Origin of the sequence: Nakamurella lactea DSM 19367, assembly GCF_000426645.1 — a bacterium.
Lineage (GTDB): Bacteria > Actinomycetota > Actinomycetes > Mycobacteriales > Nakamurellaceae > Nakamurella > Nakamurella lactea.
In genome coordinates this window covers 487,087-511,502 of sequence record NZ_AUFT01000005.1, presented here as the reverse complement: position 1 = coordinate 511,502, position 24,416 = coordinate 487,087, and the positions used below count along the sequence as shown (strand labels likewise).

The 24,416-nt window shown below is 70.1% G+C and carries 22 protein-coding genes; 17 read left to right on the top strand and 5 right to left on the bottom strand.

From position 1 onward, the window contains the following. Window positions 1–104: 104 nt before the first annotated feature. Complete coding sequence (locus tag K340_RS0105535) at window positions 105–845, bottom strand: YaaA family protein (RefSeq protein ID WP_029135992.1); 741 nt, start codon at window positions 843–845, stop codon at window positions 105–107. 90 nt (window positions 846–935) lie between these two features. Between K340_RS0105535 and K340_RS27705 the strand changes: the two genes are divergently transcribed. Next, window positions 936–1,934, top strand: coding sequence for a GNAT family N-acetyltransferase (locus K340_RS27705; protein ID WP_051265153.1), 999 nt, complete (start codon window positions 936–938; stop codon window positions 1,932–1,934). A 37-nt stretch (window positions 1,935–1,971) separates the two neighbouring features. Here K340_RS27705 and K340_RS27700 read toward each other — a convergent pair whose 3' ends face one another. Together K340_RS27700 and K340_RS0105520 are read right to left on the bottom strand one after the other, a co-directional pair. Then, window positions 1,972–2,532, bottom strand: a complete 561-nt coding sequence (locus K340_RS27700) for a DUF4439 domain-containing protein (RefSeq protein ID WP_051265151.1) — start codon at window positions 2,530–2,532, stop codon at window positions 1,972–1,974. After that, entirely contained in the window at window positions 2,529–3,062 is a 534-nt protein-coding gene (locus K340_RS0105520; RefSeq protein ID WP_154674086.1) for a hypothetical protein, read from the bottom strand. Before K340_RS0105520 ends, K340_RS27700 begins: the two co-directional genes overlap by 4 nt. Window positions 3,063–3,071: 9 nt before the next feature. Here K340_RS0105520 and rimP point away from each other — a divergent pair, with 9 nt between their 5' ends. The 9 genes from rimP to K340_RS0105475 all read left to right on the top strand — a co-directional run bounded on the left by rimP (window position 3,072) and on the right by K340_RS0105475 (window position 13,718). Further along, window positions 3,072–3,944, top strand: a complete 873-nt coding sequence (rimP, locus tag K340_RS36540; RefSeq protein ID WP_211229275.1) for a ribosome maturation factor RimP — start codon at window positions 3,072–3,074, stop codon at window positions 3,942–3,944. Beyond that, window positions 3,931–4,989 (top strand): transcription termination factor NusA, encoded by a 1,059-nt coding sequence (gene nusA / locus K340_RS0105510; protein ID WP_037362703.1) that lies wholly within the window; start codon window positions 3,931–3,933, stop codon window positions 4,987–4,989. Before rimP ends, nusA begins: the two co-directional genes overlap by 14 nt. 27 nt (window positions 4,990–5,016) lie before the next feature. Next, the gene (locus K340_RS33880; RefSeq protein ID WP_051265147.1) at window positions 5,017–5,358 is read left to right on the top strand and encodes a YlxR family protein; all 342 of its coding nucleotides are present in this window, start codon (window positions 5,017–5,019) and stop codon (window positions 5,356–5,358) included. Window positions 5,359–5,466: 108 nt separating this feature from the next. Next, window positions 5,467–8,313 carry a translation initiation factor IF-2 gene (gene infB / locus K340_RS0105500; RefSeq protein ID WP_029135989.1) on the top strand — a complete coding sequence of 949 codons (2,847 nt, stop codon included), beginning with the start codon at window positions 5,467–5,469 and terminating at the stop codon, window positions 8,311–8,313. A gap of 95 nt (window positions 8,314–8,408) precedes the next feature. Beyond that, entirely contained in the window at window positions 8,409–9,035 is a 627-nt protein-coding gene (gene rbfA / locus K340_RS27685; RefSeq protein ID WP_084614068.1) for a 30S ribosome-binding factor RbfA, read from the top strand. Then, complete coding sequence (locus tag K340_RS0105490; protein ID WP_037362701.1) at window positions 9,032–10,042, top strand: DHH family phosphoesterase; 1,011 nt, start codon at window positions 9,032–9,034, stop codon at window positions 10,040–10,042. The genes rbfA and K340_RS0105490 overlap by 4 nt, the downstream gene beginning before the upstream one ends. After that, window positions 10,039–11,625: an MFS transporter gene (locus K340_RS27680; protein ID WP_211229274.1), complete on the top strand. Its 1,587-nt coding sequence runs from the start codon at window positions 10,039–10,041 to the stop codon at window positions 11,623–11,625. Before K340_RS0105490 ends, K340_RS27680 begins: the two co-directional genes overlap by 4 nt. Next, the gene (truB, locus tag K340_RS0105480) at window positions 11,622–12,641 is read left to right on the top strand and encodes a tRNA pseudouridine(55) synthase TruB (protein WP_051265145.1); all 1,020 of its coding nucleotides are present in this window, start codon (window positions 11,622–11,624) and stop codon (window positions 12,639–12,641) included. Before K340_RS27680 ends, truB begins: the two co-directional genes overlap by 4 nt. A 114-nt stretch (window positions 12,642–12,755) precedes the next feature. Next, window positions 12,756–13,718 carry a bifunctional riboflavin kinase/FAD synthetase gene (locus K340_RS0105475; protein ID WP_029135986.1) on the top strand — a complete coding sequence of 321 codons (963 nt, stop codon included), beginning with the start codon at window positions 12,756–12,758 and terminating at the stop codon, window positions 13,716–13,718. A 75-nt stretch (window positions 13,719–13,793) separates the two neighbouring features. Here the strand turns inward: K340_RS0105475 and K340_RS0105470 are convergent, their stop codons facing one another. Continuing rightward, window positions 13,794–14,216: a DUF3054 domain-containing protein gene (locus tag K340_RS0105470; protein ID WP_211229273.1), complete on the bottom strand. Its 423-nt coding sequence runs from the start codon at window positions 14,214–14,216 to the stop codon at window positions 13,794–13,796. 217 nt (window positions 14,217–14,433) lie between these two features. On the opposite strand from K340_RS0105470, the gene K340_RS27675 reads away from it, so the two are divergent. The 5 genes from K340_RS27675 (at window position 14,434) to dapB (ending at window position 20,764) form a co-directional block, all read left to right on the top strand. Beyond that, window positions 14,434–15,414, top strand: coding sequence for a hypothetical protein (locus tag K340_RS27675; RefSeq protein WP_051265143.1), 981 nt, complete (start codon window positions 14,434–14,436; stop codon window positions 15,412–15,414). A gap of 328 nt (window positions 15,415–15,742) precedes the next feature. Then, complete coding sequence (rpsO, locus tag K340_RS0105460) at window positions 15,743–16,012, top strand: 30S ribosomal protein S15 (protein ID WP_029135984.1); 270 nt, start codon at window positions 15,743–15,745, stop codon at window positions 16,010–16,012. 301 nt (window positions 16,013–16,313) lie between these two features. Beyond that, window positions 16,314–18,557 (top strand): polyribonucleotide nucleotidyltransferase, encoded by a 2,244-nt coding sequence (locus K340_RS0105450; RefSeq protein ID WP_029135983.1) that lies wholly within the window; start codon window positions 16,314–16,316, stop codon window positions 18,555–18,557. Window positions 18,558–18,669: 112 nt separating this feature from the next. Beyond that, window positions 18,670–20,016, top strand: a complete 1,347-nt coding sequence (locus K340_RS27670) for a M16 family metallopeptidase (RefSeq protein ID WP_245599471.1) — start codon at window positions 18,670–18,672, stop codon at window positions 20,014–20,016. Beyond that, entirely contained in the window at window positions 20,009–20,764 is a 756-nt protein-coding gene (gene dapB, locus K340_RS0105440; protein ID WP_169726899.1) for a 4-hydroxy-tetrahydrodipicolinate reductase, read from the top strand. Before K340_RS27670 ends, dapB begins: the two co-directional genes overlap by 8 nt. Window positions 20,765–20,806: 42 nt before the next feature. Here the strand turns inward: dapB and K340_RS0105435 are convergent, their stop codons facing one another. Next, on the bottom strand, window positions 20,807–21,601 hold the full coding sequence (locus K340_RS0105435) for a DeoR/GlpR family DNA-binding transcription regulator (RefSeq protein ID WP_029135981.1): 795 nt from the start codon (window positions 21,599–21,601) through the stop codon (window positions 20,807–20,809). A 138-nt stretch (window positions 21,602–21,739) separates the two neighbouring features. Between K340_RS0105435 and K340_RS0105430 the strand changes: the two genes are divergently transcribed. After that, window positions 21,740–23,014 (top strand): winged helix-turn-helix domain-containing protein, encoded by a 1,275-nt coding sequence (locus tag K340_RS0105430; RefSeq protein ID WP_245599461.1) that lies wholly within the window; start codon window positions 21,740–21,742, stop codon window positions 23,012–23,014. Then, complete coding sequence (locus K340_RS0105425; RefSeq protein WP_029135979.1) at window positions 23,011–24,408, top strand: gamma-glutamyltransferase; 1,398 nt, start codon at window positions 23,011–23,013, stop codon at window positions 24,406–24,408. Before K340_RS0105430 ends, K340_RS0105425 begins: the two co-directional genes overlap by 4 nt. Window positions 24,409–24,416: the final 8 nt, after the last annotated feature.

The window sequence follows — 24,416 nt, the reverse complement described above, 5'->3', positions numbered from 1 at the left end:
CGACGATGCGGATGCATCCGTCGGAGTGGAACTCGGGCCGCGGCAACTGTTTGCTGCGGCCCGCGTCGCCAACTGTGCGGCGCCCGGCGCCACCGGTCAACCGATTATCCGGTGACGATCTCGATGCTCGCCGGCCCGGACCGTTCGACCCGCAACCCTGCCCGTCGGGCGACCCGCAGCACGCCGGGCAGGTCGGTCACCTCCGCGCGGGTCACTGCAAGTGCCCTGGCCAGCAGTCCCTTGGTGTGCTTGTTGAAGTGCGAGACGATCTGCCGCTGTCCGGACGGCATCTCGGTGACCACCCGGACGGCGATGGCGCCCGGGATCGCGCCGAACGCCGAATAGGCGCCGGAACGCAGGTCCACGACGGCGCCCTCGAGGCCGGCGGCCAGCTGTCCGAAGCTCTCCCGCCAGTGGGCCGCGATGGTGCCGGTGGCAAACGGCCGGCTACCGGCCGACAGGCGGTAGCCGGGAATCCGGTCAGCCGGCCGGATCAGCCCGAACAATGCAGAGGCGACCGCCAGCCGTTCGGCCGCCCGCGCGGTCTCCGACCTGGTCATGGTGCCGGCGTCCAGCGCGTCGTACAACACGCCGGTGTAGCGGCGGATCGCCGGCAGGGTCGCAGCGCTGCGCAGCCGGGTATTGCCGATCAGCTCTGGATCGAGGCTGGCCGGGACGCCGACCCGTATGCGGGCGGCGGGCAGGTCGCGGCAGAGCTCGATCACGGTGTGCAGCAAGGATTCCCGCGCTGAGTGAAGCTCCGGGAAGGACAACGTCGCCAGGTCCAGCGGTGGGCCGTTGCCGCCTGCCGCCTTGGTCTCCGACGGTGGCAGCAGTACGAGCACCGACCGACCCTATCGCCCGGTCGCAACGCCCGGGAACGACGACGCCGAAAACGGGTCGGCGACGGGCGGTCTGCCGGATAATCTTCGGTGATGACCTCGGACACCACGCTCGACCTCGACCGGCTCACCGAGCGGTCGCTGACCCTGGACGATATCCCGCAGCTCGCCGAGATCTACCGGGAGCTGGAACAGGCCGAGCCGGCCGAGGAGCACTACTCCAAGGATGAGATCGCCGAAGAGCTGACCGGCCCGACGATCGACCTGCAGCGAGCCTCGTACGCGCTGCTCGACGGCGACACCCTGGTGGCGTTCTCGGCGGTGGTCGCGATCTCCGACAGCACGATGTGGAAGGCCATGCTGAACGGCGGGGTCCGCACCGGGTGGACCCGTCGTGGCCTGGGTACCAGGGTGTTGCGCCGGTCGCAGGAACAGGCGCGTGCCTGGCGGGCCGAGGTCGCACCCGAGCTGCCCGCCGAGCTGACGATGTGGCTGCCGCAGCAGCGGGTCTCGACCATCGCATTGGCAACTGCCGAGGGCTTCCAGGTGTGGCGGTACTTCTTCGAGATGCGTCGCGATCTGCGGGAACCGGTCGAGACCGTCGCGGCGCCACCGGGTTTCACCCTGCGCGAGTACCGGGTCGGGGACGATGACGAGCCCGTCCGGCTGGCCAGGAACGCCTCGTTCGCCGATCACTGGGGCTCGCTGGAGACGACTCCCGAGCGGTGGCGTGCCCACATGATCGACGCCACGCCGTTCCGGCCGCAGCATTCGTTCGTCGCAACCTTCGACGACGGGCCGCAGCAGGGCGGGATCGCCGCCTTCGTGTTGGCCGAGGAGTTCGAAGCCGAGACCGAGGCACGTGGCTACCGCACCGGCTACGTCGCGCTGGTCGGCACCGTGCGCGAGGCCCGTGGACATGGACTGGCCAGTGCGCTGCTGGCCCGTCAGCTGGCATCGATGCAGGACGGCGGATATGCCTTCGCCGAACTCGGCGTCGATTCCGATTCGCCGACAGGTGCCGGTCGGATCTACCAGCGGGCCGGGTTCAGCCAGTTCAAACGGGTGACGGCCGCAGGCAAGAAGTTCTGACCGCCGCGGCGGCTCGTCGTCGGAGAGGTCCGCGGGCTCAGCCGGACTCGCCGGGGAACGGCTCGGTCGGCTTGGCGACCTTCGCCAGCTGCTTCCACTGCACGGTGCGCACGGCGGCCTCGGCCAGGGCGGCGGCCGCGAACGCCCGCAGCTCAGCCCGATCGGTCCGGCCGACCACCGAGTGCCAGGCCGCCGCGCAGTCGTCCTCGATGCTGATCGCCAGCTTTCTGGCGGTGGCCACGTCGGTGACCTTCGGCGTCGCGTAGGCCGGTGCCGGTGCCTTCGGCGTGACGCCGCCGGCGATCAGCCGGGAAGCGGCGGCGTCCCTGGCCATCAGGTGGGCGGCCCGCATCGCGGCGACGGTATCCGTATCGTCGACGTCGTTCGCCGCCACCAGCGCGTAGGCCCAGATGGCCGCGTTCTCCGTGCCGAGGGCCAACTGGAGGGCAGCGCCTTCGTCCTTCGTCAGCGGAGCGTTGTCGGCCGGTGCCGACGTACCGGCGCCGCCGTCGGCCGGTGCCGAACCGGCACCGGTGGGCGCCGAAGTCGATGACGAACCGGGAGTCGGCGCGACCGGTGTCGGTTCGGCCGAGGTCATGTCAATACCACCCGGTGAGTGGCCAGACACGCGGCAATGGAGGCGAACATGGCCGCCCGGAACTTCGAGACGTTACCGAGCTGGTCGCTGAAGGCCAGCTGGGCGGCGGCGGCATCGTCGGCGGCCGACTGCGCCGCCGCCGCTGGCGTCTTCGGTGCCGGCACCGACTGGCCGGCGGTTCCCGCCGCCGACGGCTTGGTGCGGTTGACCCGGGCCTGCTCGGCCAGCAGCCGGGTCAGGTGATCGGACCGGTCGGCCGCCAGCGGCGCGAGCTTCTTCGCCGTCGCGCCGCCGAGTTCCTCGCCCGCCTGCAACCGCAGCAGGTGCAGCCGGGTCATCGCGATCAGCGTCTCCATCGGGTCGATCGGCTCGGGCGCCGTCTGGGTGACCGTCCTGGTGGTCCTGGTGGTGGAGAACGGGTTGCAGCCGGCGGTGGCCAGCAGTGCCGCGGCGCCGGCCACCCCGAGCAGGGTGCGGCGGGCGACGGCGGCGCCGGCGCGTTCTGCCCGGTCGGTGTCGTCGTGTTGCACCGCACCATCATGGCAGCCGATCGGCGCTGTCGCGGTCACCGGTGCGCGACCAGGGTGTCCGGCGGCGGTGGCTGTGCCGCGGCCGTCGCGGGCGATAAGCTCAGCTGGACGGTGCAGGAAGCGCGGCGGAAATCGACTGCGGCAGACAACTACACAGGCGAGGAGATCATGGCGGCCGGCGAGCAGCGGTGGCGGGAACTGGCGAACAGGATCGCGGGCGAGAAGGGTTTCGACCTCGAGGACTTCGCTGTGGTGAGTGCCGGCCGACGCCGACTGGTGAAGGTCGTCATCGACTCGGACACCGGGGTCGCCCTCGACGATGCGGCCGAGGTGAGCCGTCGGCTGTCCGAGGAGTTCGATGCCGATGAGGCCGCCGGTCCGGATGCCGCCGGCGCGGTCGGTGCACTGCCCTACACGCTCGAGGTGACCAGTCCCGGGGTCGGCCGCCCGCTCACCCAGCCGCGGCACTTCCGGCGGGCCGGTACCCGGCTGATCACCGCCACCACGGTCGACGGACGCACCGTCACCGGACGGGTGGTCGGCATCACCGACGGCGGAGTCGATTTGTTGACCGGCAAGTCGGGAATCGAGCCCCTCACCCTGCCGTTCGATGAGATCGCCAAGGCGCGGGTCGAGGTCGACTTCTCCGGCCCGTCGGCCGCCGTCCGGGCTGCGCTGGCCGCCGACCCGCGAAGCTCGGCCCTGCTGTCGGACGGCACCGACAATGACGGCACCGACGATGACTTCGGTGACGACGACGATGACGGTGACTTCGGTGACGACGACAGCGCCGACGATGAGAGCACTGACGACGACGGCGCCGACCGGGCAGCTGCGATCGAACTGGACGCTGAGGGAGGGCTCGACGATGAAGAGCGTTGACATCGCCAACCTGAGATTGTTGGCGGCCGAGAAGGATATTCCGGTCGAATCGCTCATCGAGACGCTGGAGGCGGCGCTGCTCACCGCGTACCGGCACACCGAGGGGCACCAGAGCCAGGCCAGGGTCGAGGTCGACCGCACCTCCGGGATGATCCGGGTGCTGGCCGGTGAACTCGACGCCGACGGCAACCTGGTCCGCGAATGGGATGACACCCCTGACGACTTCGGCCGGATCGCCGCCAGCACCGCCCGGCAGGTGTTCACCCAGCGGTTCCGGGACGCCGACAACGAGCGGGTGTTCGGCGATTTCGCCGGCAGCGAGCACGAGCTCATCACCGGCACCGTTTCGGCCGACGCCAGGGTCAACGCCCGCGGCGTAGTGGTCGTCAGCCTCGGCGACGTCGAGGGGATCATCCCGGCGGCCGAGCAGGTGCCGGGCGAGAAGTACGTGCACGGCCAGCGGCTGCGTTGCTACGTGGTGTCGGTCGCCCGTGGCGCCAAGGGCCCCCAGATCACCCTGTCGCGGACCCATCCGAACCTGGTGCGCAAGTTGTTCGCCCTCGAGGTCCCGGAGATCGCCGACGGCAGCGTCGAGATCACCGCTGTTGCCCGCGAGTCCGGCCACCGGACGAAAATCGCTGTCCGGCCCATGGTGTCCGGCGTCAACGCCAAGGGCGCCTGTATCGGCCCGATGGGTTCCCGGGTGCGGGCGGTGATGAGCGAGCTGAACGGCGAGAAGATCGACATCATCGACCACGACGACGATCCGGCCACCTTCGTCGGCAACGCGCTGTCTCCGTCGCAAGTGGTGTCCGTCACCGTCGTCGACCCGGTGGCCAAGGCGGCCAGGGTGGTCGTCCCCGATTTCCAACTGTCGCTGGCGATCGGGAAGGAAGGGCAGAACGCACGGCTGGCCGCCCGACTCACCGGCTGGCGCATCGACATCCGCAGTGATGCCCAGCAGAGCACCGAAGCTCCGGCGGTATCGGCCGCCGGCGACGCACCGACGTCGGGGCCGGACGCCGCCCGCGGCGCCGGGTCCTGAGCACCGACCGGGCGGGCGTAGACTCCTGTGTCGGACCGTTCCGACTCCCGGCGCACCTGTGTGGGATGCCGTCAGACGGAACGGCCCGGTGTTCTGCTCCGCATGGTCATCAGACCGACCGCGGTCGCCGACGGCACCGACGCAGGTGCTGTCGACATCGCCACGGTCGTTCCCGACCCGCGGCGGCGACTCCCCGGTCGCGGCGCCTGGATACATCCGGACCCCGGATGTCTTCAGACGGCAGAACGTCGTCGAGCGATCGGACGGGCCCTGCGGGTCCGTCCGGGAGCACAGCTCGACACCGAATTGGTTCACGCGTACCTGACCGATCAGGTCCGTGAAGACAGAGAGCAGGTTGACACCTCGTGAGCACAGCATCGTGAGCACCCAGTGAAGCCCCAGCGATGAGCAGCAACTAACCAGGGGTCGCGCGCACCGGAATCCATCCTGTCGCCGGCCCTCACCGTGAGGAGAGCAGTGGCAGGCAAGGCCCGCGTCAGCGCAATTGCAAAGGAACTCGGACAGTCCAGCAAGGATGTGATCGCCAAGCTCCAGGAGCTCGGCGAATTCGTCAAGTCCGCGTCCTCCACCATCGAAGCACCCGTCGTGCGCAAGCTGCGCGACGCATTCCCGGCCCCCGAGAAGGGCACCCCGGAGAAGTCCGCGGCCGGCAACGGCGCGGCCTCCGGCGGCGCCGTCAAGGCCAACGGCACCTCGACCGCACCCCGGCCCGGCGCGCGCCCGGCGGCACCCGCCGCTCCGGCTCCGGCCGAACCGGCCGCGGCCGCGCCGACGCCGGCGCCCGCAGCGGCCCCGGCGCCCAGCACTCCTGCGCCGGTCGCCCCCGCGGCGAAGGCTCCCGCACCGGCCGCCCCGGCTGCGGCCGCGAACCCGGCGCCGTCAGCGCCGGCCAGCCCGGCGCCCGCCCCGGCCGCAGCCGCTCCGGCACCGGCGCCCGCCGCCAAGCCGGCGGCGCCGGAGAGCGCAGGCTCGGTACCGACCCCCGTCACCGACGGCGGCTCCGCACGTCCGCGTCCGACCGGCGGCGTTCCCGGCGCCCCGCGTCCGCCCCGGATGGGCAACAACCCGTTCCGCAGTGCCGCTCCGCCGCGCCCCGGCGGCGTCCCCGGCGCTCCGCGTCCGCCGGCCAGGGCCGACGGCGCACCCGGCGCCGGCGGCCCACGTCCCGGCGCCCGCCCCGGCGTGCCCGGTGGCGCTCCTCGTCCCGGTACTCCCGGCGGTCGCCCGCCGGCTGCCGGTCGTCCCGGCGGCCCCGGTGGCGGCGGTGGATACCGCGGTCCCGGTGGCGCACCGGCCGGCGGCGGTGCACCCGCCGGTGGCGGTGGTTACCGCGGTGGCGGCGGCGGTCGTCCCGGTGGCGGTGGCGCGGGCCGGGGCAACGCTCCCGGCGCGTTCGGTCGCAAGGGCGGCGCGGCGCGTAAGGGCCGCAAGTCCAAGAAGCAGCGTCGGCAGGAATTCGACAACATGCAGGCGCCGGCCATCGGCGATGTGATGTTGCCGCGCGGCAACGGTCGGACCATCCGGCTCGCCCGAGGCTCGTCGCTGTCCGACTTCGCCGACAAGATCGATGCCAACCCAGCCTCGATGGTGAAGGCGCTGTTCAGCCTCGGCGAAATGGTGACGGCCACCCAGTCGGTCTCCGACGACGTGCTGGAGCTGCTCGGCACCGAGATGGGCTTCGAGGTCGAGATCGTGTCCCCGGAGGACGAGGACCGCGAGCTGCTGGATTCGTTCGACCTGACCTTCGGCGACAACGACGGCGGCGAGGACGACCTGGAGGTGCGGCCGCCGGTCGTCACCGTGATGGGCCACGTCGATCACGGCAAGACCAAGCTGCTGGACGCCTTCCGGGATACCAACGTCGTCGACCGTGAGGCCGGCGGCATCACCCAGCACATCGGCGCGTACCAGGTCGCCACCGAGCTGGAGGGCAACGAGCGGCTCATCACCTTCATCGACACCCCGGGCCACGAGGCGTTCACCGCCATGCGTGCCCGCGGCACCAAGTCGACCGACATCGTGGTGCTGGTGGTCGCCGCCGACGACGGCGTGATGCCGCAGACGGTGGAGGCGATCAACCACGCCAAGGCGGCCGATGTGCCGATCGTGGTGGCGATCAACAAGATCGACAAGGAGGGCGCGAACCCGGACAAGATCCGTCAGCAGCTCACCGAGTACGGGCTGGTCGCCGAGGAGTACGGCGGCGAGACGATGTTCGTCGAGGTATCGGCCAGGGAGAAGCTCAACCTGGACGCGCTGCTCGAGGCGATCCTGTTGACCGCGGACGCGGCGCTGGATCTACGGGCGAACCCGAACATGGAAGCGCAGGGTGTTGCCATCGAGGCGCACCTGGACCGCGGCCGTGGTGCGGTGGCGACCGTGCTGGTGCAGCGCGGCACGCTGCACGAGGGCGATTCGGTGGTGGCCGGCGAGGCTTACGGCCGGGTGCGGGCGATGTTCGACGACACCGGGGCCAGGGTCAAGGAGGCGCTGCCGTCGCGGCCCGTGCAGGTGCTCGGGTTCACCTCGGTGCCCGGTGCCGGCGACTCGTTCATGGTGGTCGATGAGGATCGGGTGGCCCGCCAGGTCGCCCAGGAGCGCCAGGCCAGGGCCCGCAAGGCCCAGGTCGCCAACCGGCGCCGGATCACTCTGGAAGATCTGTCGACCGCGCTTGCGGAGAAGAAGATCGAACAGCTCACGATGATCATCAAGGGCGACAACTCCGGCACCGTCGAGGCGCTGGAGGACTCGCTGCTGAAGATCGACGTCGGCGACGAGGTCGATCTGCGGGTCGTGCACCGCGGCGTCGGTGGCATCACCCAGGACGACATCAACCTGGCCGCCACCACCGAGGCCATCGTCATCGGCTTCAACGTGAAGCCGGTGCGTGGCGTGCAGGAGTTGGCGGACCGCGAGGGCGTCGACATCCGGTACTACACGGTGATCTACCAGGCCATCGACGAGGTCGAGAACGCCCTCAAGGGCATGCTCAAGCCCGAGTTCGAAGAGGTCCAGACCGGCTCGGCGGAGGTCCGAGAGGTCTTCCGCAGCAGCAAGTTCGGCAACATCGCCGGCTGTATCGTGCGGGACGGCGAGATCCGCCGGAACGCCAAGGCGCGGTTGCTGCGCAACGGTGTGGTGATCAACGACAACCTGCAGATCGACTCGCTGCGCCGGTTCAAGGACGACGTCACCGAGGTCCGCGAGGGCTTCGAATGCGGCATCGGCCTCGGCTCGTGGAACAACATCGAGGTCCAGGACACCATCGAGACCTACGAGATGCGCGAGAAGCCGCGCAGCTGAGCGAGTTTCACCACCGGCCGATCGCCGGCCGCCCGCACCCCGGGCGGCCGGCGACCGGTTCGGGCAGCAATAGATTTCATGGAAGAGGTGAGGGCATGGCCGACAGCGCACGGGCCCGCAGACTGGCGAAGCGGATCGCCGCCATCGTGGCCACCGAACTGGAGCATCAGGTCAAGGACCCCCGGCTGGCGATGATCACCGTCACCGCCGCGACGGTGACGCCGGATCTGCGTGAGGCGACCGTCTACTACACCGTCTACGGCGACGACGAGGAACTGCAGTCCACCGAGGCCGCGCTCGCCAGCGCGACCGGCGTGCTGCGCAGCGCCGTCGGCAAGCAGACCGGGATCAAGTTCACCCCGACCCTGGCGTTCAAGCTGGACCGGGTGCCGGACACCTCCAAGCACATCGAGGCTCTGCTCGCGGCCGCCAAGGCCGCCGACGCCGCGATCGCACAGCAGGCCGCCGACAAGGCCTACGCGGGTGACGCCGACCCCTACCGGGTGCCTCGGGAGGACATCGAGGGTCTCGACGAACTCGACGCCGACGAGGACACTGCTGACGATGACGCCACTGATGCTGACGCGGACGCTGCTGACGCGGACGCTGCTGACGCGGACGCTGCTGACGCGGACGCCACCGACGAGGACGCCACCGACGAAGACGCCACCGACGAAGATGCTGCTGGCGTGGATGTGAACGAGGAGGCAGCCCGCAGGTGATCGCTGATCAGCGCGCTGATCTGACCGGGGCGGCCCGGTTGCTCGGATCGGCGCGGTCGGTGCTGCTGCTGGCGCACAACAACCCCGATGCCGACTCGCTCGGGTCCGCCCTGACCCTCGGCCTGGCGCTGGGTCGGCGGGGCGCCGAGGTCTCCGTCAGCTTCGACGTCCCCGGCGCCATCCCGCAGTCGTTGTCCGGACTGCCCGGAGTCGATCTGGTGACCCCGGCCGAGCGATGGCTGCAGGCTGGTACGTCCGGCCTCGACCTGCTGGTGAGTGTCGACGCCGGGTCCGCCGAGCGGTTGGGCCGGTTGGCGTCACTGTTCGACGGAGACGTGCCGCTGTTGGTGATCGACCACCACGCGTCCAACACCTACTTCGGGCAGCATCACCTGGTCGACCCCTCCGCCGATGCCACCGTGGTGCTGGTCGATGCGCTGCTCTCGGAGCTCGGCGTCCCGTTGGACGCCGATCTGGCCGCGCTGCTGTACGCCGGACTGGCGACCGACACCGGCGGGTTCCGGCACGGATCCGCCGCGGCACACGTGCTTGCCGCCAGGCTGATGGCGGCCGGTGCGCGGCCGGCCGAGCTGCTCCAGGCCATCACCGACAGTCACCCGTTCGGCTGGCTCGGTCTGCTGTCGGCAGTTCTGGGCCGGGCCGTGCTGGACCCGCTGGCACTCGGCGGCCGCGGACTGGTGCACACCTGCGTCACCCTGCGGGATTCCGCCGGTCTGCGCCAGGAGGAGGCGGATTCGGTGATCGACATCCTGCGCACCACCAGCGAGGCCGCCGCCGCGGCGGTGCTCAAGCAGAGTGCGGCGGACGAATGGCAGGTCTCGCTGCGGTCCCGGGACGGTGTCCGGGTCGGTGTCGCCGCCATCGCGCTGGGCGGCGGCGGGCATCCGCAGGCTGCGGGCTTCACCTGGCGGGGGGACTATCAGGGTGCGATCGCCGCGCTGACCCAGGCGCTGGACGGTCCCGGCGCGGTGAGCGACGAGGCGTGAGCATCACCCCGCCCGTCAGACCGACCGCTGCGCCCCGCCGTGCCTGGATGATCTGGGGCGTCGGCGCGGGCGTCTACGTGCTGGCCGTCTTCCACCGTTCGTCGCTGGGCGTGGCCGGGCCGCAGGCCGCCGAGCGCTTCCACCTGACCGCCGGCCAGCTCAGTTCGTTCGTGATGCTGCAACTCGGCCTGTACGCACTGATGCAGGTGCCGACCGGGATCCTGGTCGACCGGTTCGGGCCGCGACGGATGCTGCTGGCCGCGACGGTCACCATGGGCTGCGCGCAGATCCTTTTCTCGTTGGTCACCACCTACCCGTTGGCCCTGCTGGCCCGCGGCCTGCTCGGCACCGGCGACGCGATGTGTTACATCTCGGTGCTGCGGCTGGCCGCCGGCTGGTTCCCGCCGCGGCAATACCCGATCATCACCGCCTATACGGGTCTGTTGGGGACGGCCGGGAACCTGGTGGCGACCATTCCGCTGACCGCGATGTTGCACCAGTTCGGCTGGACCCCGACCTTCCTGGTAGCCGGGGTGCTGTCGTTGGCCTACGTCGGGCTGCTGGTCCGCAAGGCCACCGCGGCCCCGTTCACGCAGGTAGCGGCCGTGGCCGCGGACTCGCCGGTGGCCGGGACCCGGGTCTGGGACGAGGTGAAGGCGGCCTGGCGGATGCCCGGTGGTCGGCTCGGGTTCTGGGTGCACCTGACCACCATGGCGGCGCCGGTGGCGTTCACCACCCTCTGGGGCTTCCCGTACCTCACCCAGGCGATCGGCCTGTCGGCGTCGGCGGCGTCATCGATGTTGTTGTTGATGGTGCTGGTCGGGCTGGTGTCGAACCTGACCATCGGTCGCGCCGTTGCCCTGCGTCCGGAGGCGCGCACACCGATTGCCGTGCTGGTCGCCGGCGCCTGCCTGCTGGGCTGGATCGTGCTGATCGGCTGGCCGGGTGGCCGGCCGCCGCTGGCGGTGGTGATCGTCGTCCTGGTCGTGCTGTCGATCGGCGGTCCGGCCTCGGCGGTGGCCTTCATGCTGGCCAGGGACTACAACCCCCGGCACCGGATCTCCACCGCGACCGGGATGGTGAACATCGGCGGGTTCTGCGGGGCGGTGATCGGCGTCTACACCGTCGGTCTGGTCCTGGACGGCATCGACGGGCCGGTGCAGATCCACTCCGTCGGCGCCTACCGCTGGGCGTTCGGCACCCTGGCGCTGCTGACGGCGATCGGACTCTGGCGGATGACCACCTGGTGGCTGCGGACCAGGGCGGTGGTGCTGCTGGCCGCGGCCAGGGGCGAACCGGTGCCGGTACAGATCCAGCCGCACCGCTGGGAGCTGGTCGACCAGGCGCTGCTGGAGCGGGAGGCGCAGCTGGCCGACGAGGCCCGGCAGGTTGAGGAAGCCCGGCAGGTTGAGGAAGCCCGGCAGGTTGAGGAAGCCCGCCAGGTTGAGGAAGCCCGGCAGGTTGAGGAAGCCCGGCGGGCCGAGAACGCGGCCCGGCCGTCCGCCGAGGCCGCGGCGGACGCATCGCCGACTCCCGATGATTCACCGACCGGCCCGATCCCGGTCGTGGAGCAGAGCCGATGACGCCCAGCGAGTCCCCGACCCCAGGCGTAGCGGGGTTGTCCCGGCAGCCGCCGGTCGCGCTGCCGCCAGGCGGCGGATTGTTGTTGGTGGACAAGCCGTCCGGCTGTACCTCGCACGATGTCGTCGGCAGGGTGCGGCGGGTGCTGCGGACCCGGAAGGTCGGCCACGCCGGCACGCTGGATCCGATGGCGACCGGGTTGCTGGTGATCGCGGTGGATCGCAGCACCAAGCTGCTCGGCCATTTGGCGCTGACCGACAAGACCTACCTGGCGACCATCCGGCTTGGCTGGGCGACCACCACCGACGACGCCGAGGGTGAGGTGGTCCCGGTGGCCGAGGCCAGTAGCGTCGCGGCGGTCACCGATGCCGCGATCGCCGCCGGCATCGCCGCGCTGACCGGTGAACTGATGCAGGTACCGAGTTCGGTGTCCGCGATCAAGGTCGACGGAAAGCGGTCCTACGACCGGGTGCGGGCGGGGGAGCAGGTTCGGCTCGCGGCCCGACCGGTGACGGTGTCCAGGTTCGAGATGCTCGGTCCTCTCCGTCGGACCGCCGCCGATGACGGACGTCCGGCGATCGACCTGGACGTGCTCGTCGAGTGCACCACCGGCACCTACATCCGGGCGCTGGCGCGAGATCTCGGGTCGGGGCTCGGCGTGGGCGGTCACCTGACGGCTTTGCGGCGCACCACGGTCGGCCCGTTCGAGATCGCCGGTGCCGTCGATGTCTTCGGCCCTGACCAGCCCGGGGTTCGCGGCACCGGGCCGGTCCCGGAGGAGCTGACGCGGTTGGTCGCGGAGGCCGTCATTCCCGCGGCTGACGCGGCCCGGCTCGCCTTCGACGTGCGGACGGCGACCGAGTCCGAGCAACGGGATCTGTCCTTCGGGAGGTCACTTGCCGCCGTTGGGATCCCGGGCACCTACGCGATCCTGGACCCGACCGGCACCCGGCTGCTGGCGCTGCTGGCGGAATCCGGCGAGTCGGCCAAGCCACGGCTGGTCTTCGAGGCCCGCTGACGGGGGAGTGACATCGCTCATTCGTCTTGACCTCAGGTCCACTCCAACAGGCACGCTGTCGGACGTCGGGCACACTGAACGGCGGTGTAACGGCAGTCGAAGCGGAGGAAATTGATGGAGCGGTGGCGCGGGTTCGACCAGATTCCGGCGGGGTGGGGGCGCTGCGTGCTCACCATCGGGGTGTTCGACGGGGTGCATCGCGGACACCAGGCGTTGATCGAGCGCGCGGTCGCCAAGGGCCGCGAACTCGGCCTGCCGACGGTGCTGATGACGTTCGACCCGCATCCGTCCGAGGTGGTTCGGCCCGGCTCGCATCCGGCTGCGCTCAGCAGTCTGCGCCGGCGGGCCGAGCTGGTCGCCGAGCTCGGGGTCGACGTGTTCCTGGTGCTGCCGTTCACGCCGGCGATGGCGGCCACCGAGGCCGAGGTGTTCGTCCACGATCTGCTGGTCGACCGGCTGCACGTGGCGGCGATCGTGGTGGGGGAGAACTTCCACTTCGGGCACCGCGGCGCCGGGGATCTGTCGCTGCTGGCCGAACTCGGCCCGCGATTCGGTTTCAGCGCCGAGGGCATCGGCATCGTTGACGGGGTCGGCGGAGAGTCATCCGGTGACGGCATCGCCGTCACCTCCACCTACGTCCGGTCCTGCGTCGCCGCGGGTGACGTGCGGGCCGCCGCCGCCGCCCTCGGCCGGCCGCATCGACTGGAGGGTGTGGTGGTGCACGGCGAGGGCCGCGGCGGCAGCGCACTGGGCTATCCGACGGCCAACCTGGACGTGACCGACCACGGCGCCATCCCGGCCGACGGGATCTACGCCGGCTGGTTCCTGTTGGGGGAGCGGCGTTCACCGGCGGCCATCTCTATCGGCACCAACCCGACGTTCTCCGGAACCACCCATACCGTCGAAGCCTTCGTGCTCGACGGCGGCGGCAACTTCTACGGCCGCCGGGTCGCGTTGGACTTCGTGGAGCGGCTGCGCGGCATGGAGAAGTTCGACGACATCGATGCGCTGATCGCGCAGATCGGTGTGGACGTGGAACGGACCAAGGAGATCCTCGGCCAGGTCGAACCGCAGTAGTGCCGGCCGTAGCGGAAACGCGGCGAGCTAGCTGCCCTGCCGAGGTAGCGGAACTCTGGCGAAGTAGCGGAACACTCAGCGGCGTGTCGTCGAGTTTTGCGCTACGTCCTTGGTGTGACGTCGCGCGGCCCAGTGCGCGACCGCTCGCCAGCCCAGCAGGAACAACGCCAGCACCACGGCCGTGACCAGCAAGAAGGTCCACGCCAGCCCACCGCCAATGACGCCGCGCAGGCCGAGCCCGCCGATCACCGTGACCAGCCAGACGATCACCCCGGTGGGCCAGACCTCGGTCGGTCGAAGCCAGACTCGGGCGAGCAGCCAGCCGACGACGAGCGCGGCCAGGAACGGCCACGCCGTCCCGAAGAACCCGCTGACGGTCCCGTTCTCGTCGTGGCTCCGTCGGCCGATCAGCACGAAGGCGCAGACCGCAATCAGGTCGATGGCCAGTGCGATCGTGACTTCTCGTCCTCGCGCCGGCACCCGCGTCGTTGATCTCACGCCTCCGTTTGTACCCGCCCGGCACGTAGGTAGCGGAATGCTCAGCGGGTAGCGGAATCTTCACGGCGCGTCGTTTCAACATTGCGCTACGTCCTTGAGGCCTGATCAGGCAGCCCAGCACGTCCTTGCGGCGCGCGGTTGTCCACCCGCACCGAACCGTCCACACTGCGACGAAGCCACGCGCAGGCGGCCACGGATCGTTGATTGATTTGTCGGTATGACGACCGAGTACCAACTGCCGCTGCTGCGCCACGGGTTGGTGTACGAGCAGGGCTGGACCGACTACGACATCGGCCGGATGAAGGCCACTGGCGACTGGCAGCTGCTGCGCCAGGGGGTGTACATACCGACGGGCGTCAAGGTCTTCCCAGAGCAGCGTCACCGTTGGCTCGTCGAGGGAACCGTCGCCCGGTTGCGGTCTCGGAGCGATGCTGTGGTCAGTCACGTTTCGGCGGCGGTGCTGCACGGACTTCCGGTTTGGGGCCTCGGACTGGACCGTGTCCACATCACCCGGCCCGGTCGGGCCGGCGTCAACGGCACCGGATGCGTCCATCCGCACCGGGCCAAGCTGACGGATGCCGAGATCACCATGGTCGACGGGATCGCCGTCACCTCCGCTGCCCGCACCGTCCTCGACCTGGCCCGCAGCGCCCCGTTCACCCAGGCCGTAGTGGTGGCCGACGGTGCGCTGGCGGCCGAGCTCACCACACCGGACGAGCTCGCGGCCGTTCTGGAGATCGCCCGCAGTCGGGGATCGGCCCGCGCCGCAGCCAGGGTGATCGAGTTCGCCGACTGCCGGAGCGAGAGTGTCGGCGAGTCCCGATCACGGGTGCTCTTTGCCGTCCACGGCCTGCCAAAGCCGGAGTTGCAGGTACGGCTGCATGACCGGAACGGGCTGTTCATCGGCAGGGTCGATTTCGATCTGCCCGAGTTCCGCACGGTCGGCGAGTTCGACGGGTTCGGCAAGTACTCGACCCTGCTTCGACCAGGGCAGTCGCCTGCAGACGCGGTGATCGAGGAGAAGATCCGGGAGGACCGGATCCGCGACACCGGCCGTCAGGTGGTTCGCTGGACCGGCCGAGACCTGCCGAATCCGGGTTCGATCATGCAGCGGTTCGTGGCCGCGTTCGCCAGATCCGGATTCCCGGACTGGGTGCCGTCAGCCCCGCGGCTGTTGCTCGGCCGACAAGTCGCTTGACGCCGACCAGGTAGCGCAATGTTGAAACGACACGCGTGAAGATCCCGCTACCTGCTGAACGTTCCGCTACCTCCGAGCAGCACCCCCTGGCAGGTAGCGCAATGTTGAAACGACACGCGGTGAGACTTCCGCTACCTGGCCAGTGTTCCGCTACCTGCCGGGGCCAAGCAGCGATTCGGTGGGAGTCCCACCTGCTGGTAAAGTTGGTGGCGGTGCCGCTGCAGTCCGTGGTGGAGGCGCCGGACAATCTGTCAGCCCGCCGGCACACGCACGTACGACACGAGCGGCCCGGGCACCGAACACGGTACGGAATACAAGGAGCACCACTGTGGCGTTGACCGCCGACCAGAAGAAGGAAATTCTTGCCGAGTACGGCCTGCACGAGACCGACACCGGTTCGGCAGAGGCCCAGGTCGCGATGCTCAGCAAGCGGATCGCGGACCTGACCGAGCACCTCAAGCAGCACAAGCACGATCACCACACCCGCCGCGGTCTGATGGGTCTGGTCGGACGTCGCCGCCGGTTGCTGCGTTATCTGCAGAACGTCGACATTGCCCGCTACCGGTCGCTCATCGAGCGACTCGGACTGCGCCGATAGTTTCCTCTCGCCGGGAGCGCCCCAGGGCCTCCCGGCGAGCTGCATCCGGGGTTCGTTCCCGCATGGAGGCGATCCCCGCCGACAACTGAATCCCACAATCGAATCCGACAACTGAATACAGAAATCCACCGCCACGGCCAGTTGCACGCCCGAGATCGCCACCAGAGCGCGGTCAGGGCCGGTCCTCGGTAGTGGCCAGCCGGAACAAGTCGTCCGGCGGCTTCGATCGAAGGCCGGCATCCCAGAATTGCTGAGAAACCGGGCGCAGCAACGGCATGGCATCTTCCGTACAAGGAGAAACATGTCCGACCCCACCGCCAAGAGCGCCACCACTGTCCTGGACAACGGCAAATTTGGCACCCGCACCATCCGCTTCGAAACAGGTCGGCTGGCCCAGCAGGCCGCCGGCGCTGTGATGGCCTACCTGGACGAAGAGACCGTCCTGCTGTCGGCCACCTCGGCCGGCAAGCACCCGAAGGAGCACTTCGACTTCTTCCCACTCACCGTCGACGTCGAGGAGCGGATGTACGCCGCCGGGCGCATCCCCGGCTCGTTCTTCCGCCGCGAGGGACGCCCCAGCGACGACGCCATCCTCACCTGTCGGCTGATCGACCGTCCGCTGCGCCCCTCGTTCACCAACGGGCTGCGCAACGAGGTCCAGGTCGTCATCACCGTGCTGTCGCTCAACCCGAACGACATCTACGACGTGCTGGCCATCAACGCCGCCAGCGCCTCAACGCAGATCTCCGGGCTGCCGTTCTCCGGCCCGATCGCCGGCACCCGGGTGGCCCTGATCGAGGGCCAGTGGGTCGCGTTCCCGACCGTCGAGCAGCTGGAGAAGGCCGTCTTCGACATGGTCGTCGCGGGTCGCATTGTTGGTGACGACGTCGCCATCATGATGGTCGAGGCCGAGGCCACCCCGAAGACGATCGAGCTGGTTGCCGGCGGTGCCACCGCGCCGACCGAGGAGGTCGTCGCTCAGGGCCTCGAGGCCGCCAAGCCGTTCCTGCGGCAGCTGTGTGAGGCGCAGAACGAGCTGGCCGCGCAGTCCAGCAAGGCGACGGTCGAGTTCCCGACCTTCCCGGCCTACCAGGACGACGTGTTCGCCGCGGTGTCCGAGGCGGTGGGCGACAAGCTGTCGAAGGCGATGAAGATCGCCGACAAGAGCGAGCGCGAGCAGCGCACCGTCGAGATCTCCGACGAGGTGCTGGAGGCGCTCAGCGAGAAGTTCGCCGATCGCACCGGCGAGATCAGCGGCGCCCTGAAGGCCGTCACCAAAAAGGCCGTCCGGCAGAGCATCCTGACCGACAAGATCCGGATCGACGGCCGCGGACTGGCCGACATCCGCCCGCTCTCGGCCGAGGTCGAGTACCTCCCGCGGGTGCACGGCAGTGCCCTGTTCGAGCGCGGCGAGACCCAGATCCTGGGCGTCACCACGCTGAACATGCTGCGGATGGAGCAGCAGCTGGACACGCTGGCGCCGGAGACCCGCAAGCGCTACATGCACAACTACAACTTCCCGCCGTACTCGACCGGTGAGACCGGCCGGGTCGGTTCGCCCAAGCGTCGCGAGATCGGCCACGGCCGGCTGGCCGAGCGGGCCCTCGTCCCGGTGCTGCCGACCCGCGAGGAGTTCCCGTACGCGATCCGCCAGGTGTCGGAAGCGTTGAGCTCCAACGGTTCCACCTCGATGGGTTCGGTCTGCGCGTCCACCATGTCGCTGCTGAACGCCGGCGTGCCGCTGAAGGCGCCGGTGGCCGGCATCGCGATGGGTCTGGTTTCCGATGAGGTTGACGGCAAGACCCAGTACGTCGCACTGACCGACATCCTCGGCGCCGAGGACGCCTTCGGCGACATGGACTTCAAGGTCGCCGGCACCAAGGACTTCGTCACCGCCCTGCAGCTGGACACCAAGCTGGACGGCATCCCGTCCGAGGTCCTGGCCGGGGCTCTCACCCAGGCACGCGAGGCCCGGCTGACGATCCTCGAGGTGATGAACGAGGCCATCGACGCCCCGGACGAGATGAGCCAGTACGCGCCGCGGATCACCACGGTGAAGGTCCCGGTCGACAAGATCGGCGAGGTGATCGGGCCGAAGGGCAAGATGATCAACTCGATCACGGAGGAGACCGGTGCGGAGATCGCCATCGAGGACGACGGCACCATCTACGTCTCGGCCAGCGACGGCGAGAAGGCGCAGGCGGCGATCGACAAGATCAACGCCATCGCGAACCCGCAGCTGCCCAAGGTGGGCGAGCGGTTCCTCGGCACCGTCGTCAAGACCACCGCGTTCGGTGCGTTCGTGTCGTTGCTGCCCGGTCGCGACGGTCTGGTGCACATCAGCAAGCTGGGCCAGGGCAAGCGGATCAAGCAGGTCGAGGACGTGGTGAACGTCGGCGACAAGCTGCAGGTCGAGATCGCCGAGATCGACGCCCGCGGCAAGATCTCGCTGATCCCGGTCGCCGAGGAAGGCGCTGCGAGCGCGGCCGATCGGTCGAACGGCGCGCCGGAGACCGCCGCCGTCGGCGCCTCGGACGAGAGCTGATCTGCCACTGATGGCAGCACGCACCCGGAGCACCCGGGTCCTTGAACGCACCGGTGTGCGTCGGGGCCCGGGTGCTGCCCGCCCAGCCGGCAGCTCCGATCCGGCGGTGACGATGTCGGTCACCGACGGTGGCCTGCGGATCGTCACCGAAAGCGTTCCCGGCGTCCGATCGGTCGCCGTCGGCATCTGGGTCGGCGTCGGCTCGGTCGACGAGGCGCCGTCGCTGGCCGGTGCCTCCCACTTCCTGGAGCATCTGCTCTTCAAGGGCACCCGAAGTCGCACCGGCCACGAGATCGCGGTCGCGATGGATGCGGTCGGTGGTGAGTTCAACGCGTTCACCTCGCACGAATACACCTGCTATTACACGCATGTGCTGTCCGAGCAGGCGCAGCTGGCCATCGATGTGGTGAGCGACGTCGTGCTGGACGCCAGGGTCACCGCGGCCGACGTCGAGGTGGAGCGCTCGGTGATCCTTGAAGAGATCGCCATGCGCGACGACGATCCGGAGGACACGCTGGCCGACGCGTTCGCCGAATCCGCCTACGCCGGACATCCGGTGGCCGGACCGGTGATCGGCAGCGTCGAGAGCGTCACCGGGATGACCAGGACGCAGATCGCCGGCTACTACCACCGCCGATACAGCCCGGAGAAAATGGTGGTGGCCGTCGCCGGCGATGTCGACCACGCCGATGTCGTGCGCTGGGTGAAAAAGGCCTTCGGCGGCCGCCTGACCGGCGACACCGCTCCGATGGCGCCGCGCACCCGGCTCGGCATCGCCCGGCCGGATCAGCGGATCCGCTTGGTGGGTAAGGACAACGAACAGACGCATCTGATGGTCGGCGGCCCCGGACTGGCCCGCGACGATCCGCAGCGGCACGCGCTGGCGGTGCTCACCACCGCGCTCGGCGGCGGCATGAGCTCGCGCTTGTTCCGGACCATCCGCGAAGACAACGGCCTGGCCTACAGCTGCTATGCGACCAGCCACAGCTATGCCGACGTCGGGGCGTTCTCGGTCTACGCCGGGTGTCATCCGGCCAACCTCGGGCAGGTGGCCGCCCTGATCCAGGACGAGCTGACCGCCTTGGCCGCCGACGGGCTCACCGCCGAGGAGGTCGAGCGGGCCAAGGGGCAACTCACCGGTTCGCTGGTGATCGGCCTGGAGGACACCGAATCCAGGATGAGCCGAATCGGCAGAAGTATTCTGGTGCGCAAGTCGTTCACCACTGTTGACGAGGAGATCGCCGCGCTGGCAGCGGTTTCCCGTGCCGACGTCGATGCGGTCGCGCGACGGTTGCTGTCGGTGCCGCTGTCCGGGGCGATCGTCGGTCCGTACCACCGGCTCTCGGACCTGCCGGCCAGCGTCGTCGATCTGGTGGCTAGGCCGACCTTGCACTCCGGTCAAGGCGGTGCGTCCGGTCGGGCCCGCCAGGCGGCCAGGCGTCGGAGTGACGGTGGCTGACGCGACCCGGGTGGGCATCGTCGGTGCCGCCGGTCGGATGGGAACGCAGGCCTGTCAGGCGGTCTCGCAGGCCGACGGGCTGGAACTTGTGGCCCGCATCGGGTCCGGCGATCCACTGACGCTACTCACCGAGCAGGCCGCGCAGGTGGTGGTCGACCTGACCCGGCCGGACGCGGTGATGGACACCGTTCGGTTCTGTATCGACAACGGAATTCACTGCGTGGTCGGCACGTCGGGAATCGACGCCGGCCGTCAGCAGGAGATCGGCCGACTGCTTGCCGACCGGTCCGACGTCGCCGTGATCGTGGTGCCGAACTTCGCCATCGGCGCGGTGCTGGCGATGCGGTTCGCCCGACAGGCGGCGCGGTACTTCGACGGCGTCGAGGTGATCGAGCTGCACCATGCCGGAAAGGCGGACGCTCCGTCCGGGACGGCCGCGGCGACCGCCCGCGACATTGCGAAGGCCCGGGAGCAGGCGTCAGCCCCGCCGATGCCCGACGCGACCGTCAGCGATCCGGACGGTGCCAGGGGAGCCGTGGTGGACGGCGTGCATGTCCATTCGGTCCGGCTGCCCGGGTTGGTCGCCCACCAGGAGGTGCTGCTGGCCGGCGCGGGAGAGCTGCTCACCATCCGGCACGACTCCTTCGACCGCGGCTCGTTCATGCCCGGTGTGCTGCTGGCGATCCGGCAGGCGCGGCACCGTCCGGGGCTGACGGTCGGCCTCGAACCGCTGCTCGACCTCGACTGATCGGCCCGACGGGATCTTCGGAGCGCATCGGGCCGCACCGGCTCAGGCCTGGATCACCCGCACGCCGGCCTCGGCGAACGCCGCAACGGCGTCCGGGTCGGCTGCCGAATCGGTCACCAGGATGTCGACCTCGGCCACTCCGCAGATCCGGGCGAACGAACGCCTGCCGAGTTTGCTGCCGTCGGCGACCACCACCACCGTCGACGCCTGGGCGACCATCATCCCGTTCACCGCAGCCTCGCCCTCGTGGTGCGCGGTGGCGCCCACCTCGAGGTCGAGCCCGTCGACCCCCAGCACCACGTAGTCGAGGTGCAGCTTGGACAGGCCGGGTTCGGCCAACGGTCCGATCAACTCGTACGAGCTGGGCCGGGCAACGCCGCCGGTGACGACCAATTTGATGTTCCGGCGGACGGCGAGGTCGTTGGCGATGTTCAGCGCATTGGTGACCACCGTGAAGTCCTGACCGGCGCCGTCGGAATCGGCGGCCGGCTGGCTGGGGACGGTGACCAGCGCCCTCGCCACCTCCGAGGTGGTGGTGCCACCGTTCATGGCGACCACCGAGCCCGGCGTGATCAGCGCGGCGGCGGCCGCACCGATCCGGCTCTTCTGGTCCATGTTGCGGCCGCTCTTGTAGCGCAGCGGCAGGTCGTAGGCGACGCTGGCGGGTGCGGCGCCGCCGCGGGTGCGGGTCAACAGCTGCTGACCGGCCAGATGATCCAGGTCGCGCCGGATGGTGGCGGCGGACACCCCGAGCTCGTCGGCAGCGTCCCCGACCTCCAGCCGACCGTCCCGGCCGAGAATGTCCAGCAGCGCCGTCCACCTGTCGTGCGGGCTCATCGAGTCTCCCTCGTCGCAGCGGCTCTGACGATCGGGTGCGCCCGGGATCGCCCGGCACCCGCGATCGGTTCCTGAAGTGTCCTGCAAGTGTCCTGCACGATGATGCACTGTCGGTGTGATCTGCGAGCATTCAGGGTTGTGAGCACCTCATCCACCGAGCATCCGCACGCATCCCGAGCGCCGTCGCCGGCCCTGACCCTGACCGCCGCCCAGGCCCGGCGCACCGCGATCGCGGCGCAGGGCCTGCACCGGCCCCGATCGGCGGGCGGGCCGATCAACCGCGGTCACCTGCGCCGTTTGGTCGAGCGGATCGGCGTTTTGCAGATCGATTCGGTCAACGTGCTGGCCAGGGCGCATTACCTGCCGGTGTTCGCCCGGCTCGGTGCCTACCCGACCGAGGTGCTGGATGGCGCCGCGTGGCCGGCCAGGGCCAAGGATCGGCAGCTGCTGGAATCGTGGGCGCACGTCGCGTCGCTGATCCCGGTCGAGCTGGAACCCTTGCTGCGGTACCGGCAGCAGTTCATGGCGGACCGTTGGCGGCCGCGGTCATTGCTGGCCGAGCATCCGGACTTCCTCGACCGGGTGCTGGAAGTGATCGGCGGCGAGGGCCCGATCTCGGCCGGTGGCGTCGAGAAGATCCTGGAGGCACCTGGGAAGGGCCGACCGGGTTGGTGGGAGTGGTCGGCCACCAAACGCATCTGCGAGTACCTGTTCCTGTCCGGGCAGACGGCGGTGGCCGGCCGGCGGGCCTTCGAGCGGCAGTACGACCTGACCGACCGGGTGCTGCCGGCGGCCGTGCTGGCGGCACCGACACCGGACCCCGCGGACGCCAAGCGGGAACTGGTGGCCATGGCGATCCGGCACCACGGCATCGGTACCGCCGGCGACATCGCCGACTACTACCGGCTCCGGGTCGACGACACCCAGAGGGCATTGATCGAACTCGTCGAGGCCGGCGCCGTGCTGCCGGTGCGGGTCACCGGTTGGAAGGACAAGGCCTGGCTGGACGCCGCCGCGGCGATGCCGCGCAAGGCCGGCGGGCAGGCCCTGCTGTGCCCGTTCGATCCACTGATCTGGCACCGGCCGCGCACCGAACGGATCTTCGACGTGCACTACCGGATCGAGATCTACACACCCCAGCACAAGCGGGTGCACGGCTACTACGTCTTCCCGTTGCTGCTGGGCGATTCGCTGGTCGGCCGATTCGACCTGAAGGCCGATCGGGCGACCGGCCGGTTGCTGGTGCAGGCGTCCTGGCTGGAGCCGGGTGCCGCAGCCGGGCCGGCCGCGGCCGCCGCGGCCGACGAGCTGGCCGAGATGGCCCGCTGGCTGGGCCTCGGCGAGGTGGTGGTGATGCCGAAGGGCGACCTGGCCCGCGAACTGACCGCTGCGGTGCATACGCTTCCGGGGTGAACCTGAGCCTTCCCGCCTCGGTCGCCGCCGGTCATCCGGCCACCGCAGCCGTGGGCCGCCAGTTGTTGGCCGACGGCGGCAGCGCGGCCGACGCGGTGGCCGGCATGGTGCTGGCCGGCTGCGTTGCCGAGACCATCTTCTCCGGCCTGGGCGGTGGCGGATTCGCCACCGTCTACTCGGCCGACAGCCGGACCGTCGAGTGCCTGGACTTCTTCGTTGCGGTGCCTGGACTGGACGGCACGACGGCGGGCCCTGCCCGGCCGATCGACGTGGCTTTCGGCGGGGTGGCGGTGCCGTACGAGGTCGGTGGTCCGACGGTCGCGGTGCCTGGCACCCCGGCCGGGGTGGCGGAGCTGCACTCCAGACACGGGCGGCTGCCGTGGGACCGGGTGGTGCGGCCCGCTGAGGAGCTGGCCGGGTCCGGCGTGCCGTTCCCGGCCGAGCATGCGGCGCTGTTGCCGGACATCGCGGCGGCCATGGTGCTGGGCGACGGCATCGCCGCCTATTCCGATCCCGGTACCGGCCTGCTGTTGCGCGCCGGCCAACGGCTGTTCCACGCCGGCCTGGCCGACACGCTCGCCGGCTACCGGGAACGCGGTCCGGCCGCGGTGATGTCCGGTGAGTGGGCCGAGCGGTTGGTCGCCGCGGTGCGGGCCGACGGCGGTGCGCTGTCGATGCAGGACCTGAGTGCCTACCAGGTCCGCACCCTGACGGTGACGGACACCGTGCTCGGATCCGGCCGGGTCCGGGTCCGGGCCGACGACCTGGACAGCCTGGCCGGGACCATTGCCGCGCTGGACGTCGACGCCGTGACGTCCGGCCAACCCGGCCGGACGCTGGCCCTGGTCCGGGCGTTGCGGGCGCCGGCGCGGCGTTCCGAGACCACCTCGGTGGCTGCCGTCGATAGCGACGGAAATGCTTGTGCCGCTACGCATTCGCTCGGCCTGGGGAGTGGAATCTGGACCGGTGGCGTGCACGCGAACTCGATGCTGGGCGAGGGTGAGCTGGTGCGTGGGGAACTGGTCGCCGGCCAGCGGATGGGTTCGATGATGGTGCCGTTGGTGGTGACCGATGATGCCGGCGAGCTCCTGCTGGTGGCCGGTGCGGCGGGCGGATCCCGGATCCGTCCGGCCCTGCTGCAGGTGCTGGTCGGGATCCTGCTGGAGGGCCGAACGATGACGCAAGCCGTTGCGGCGCCCCGGTTGTCGTGTACCTCGGAGGCGGTGCACCTGGAGCCGGGCTTCCCGGCGACGGTGCCGCCGGCCATCGAGGCGGCCGGTGACCTGGTGGTGCAGTGGGAGGGGCGCCGGCCCTATTTCGGCGGGGTGGCCGGGGTGGGGCCGGGTGGCCCGGCCGCCGATCCGCGCCGGGGCGGCGCGGCACTTCTGGTCTGACGTCGCAG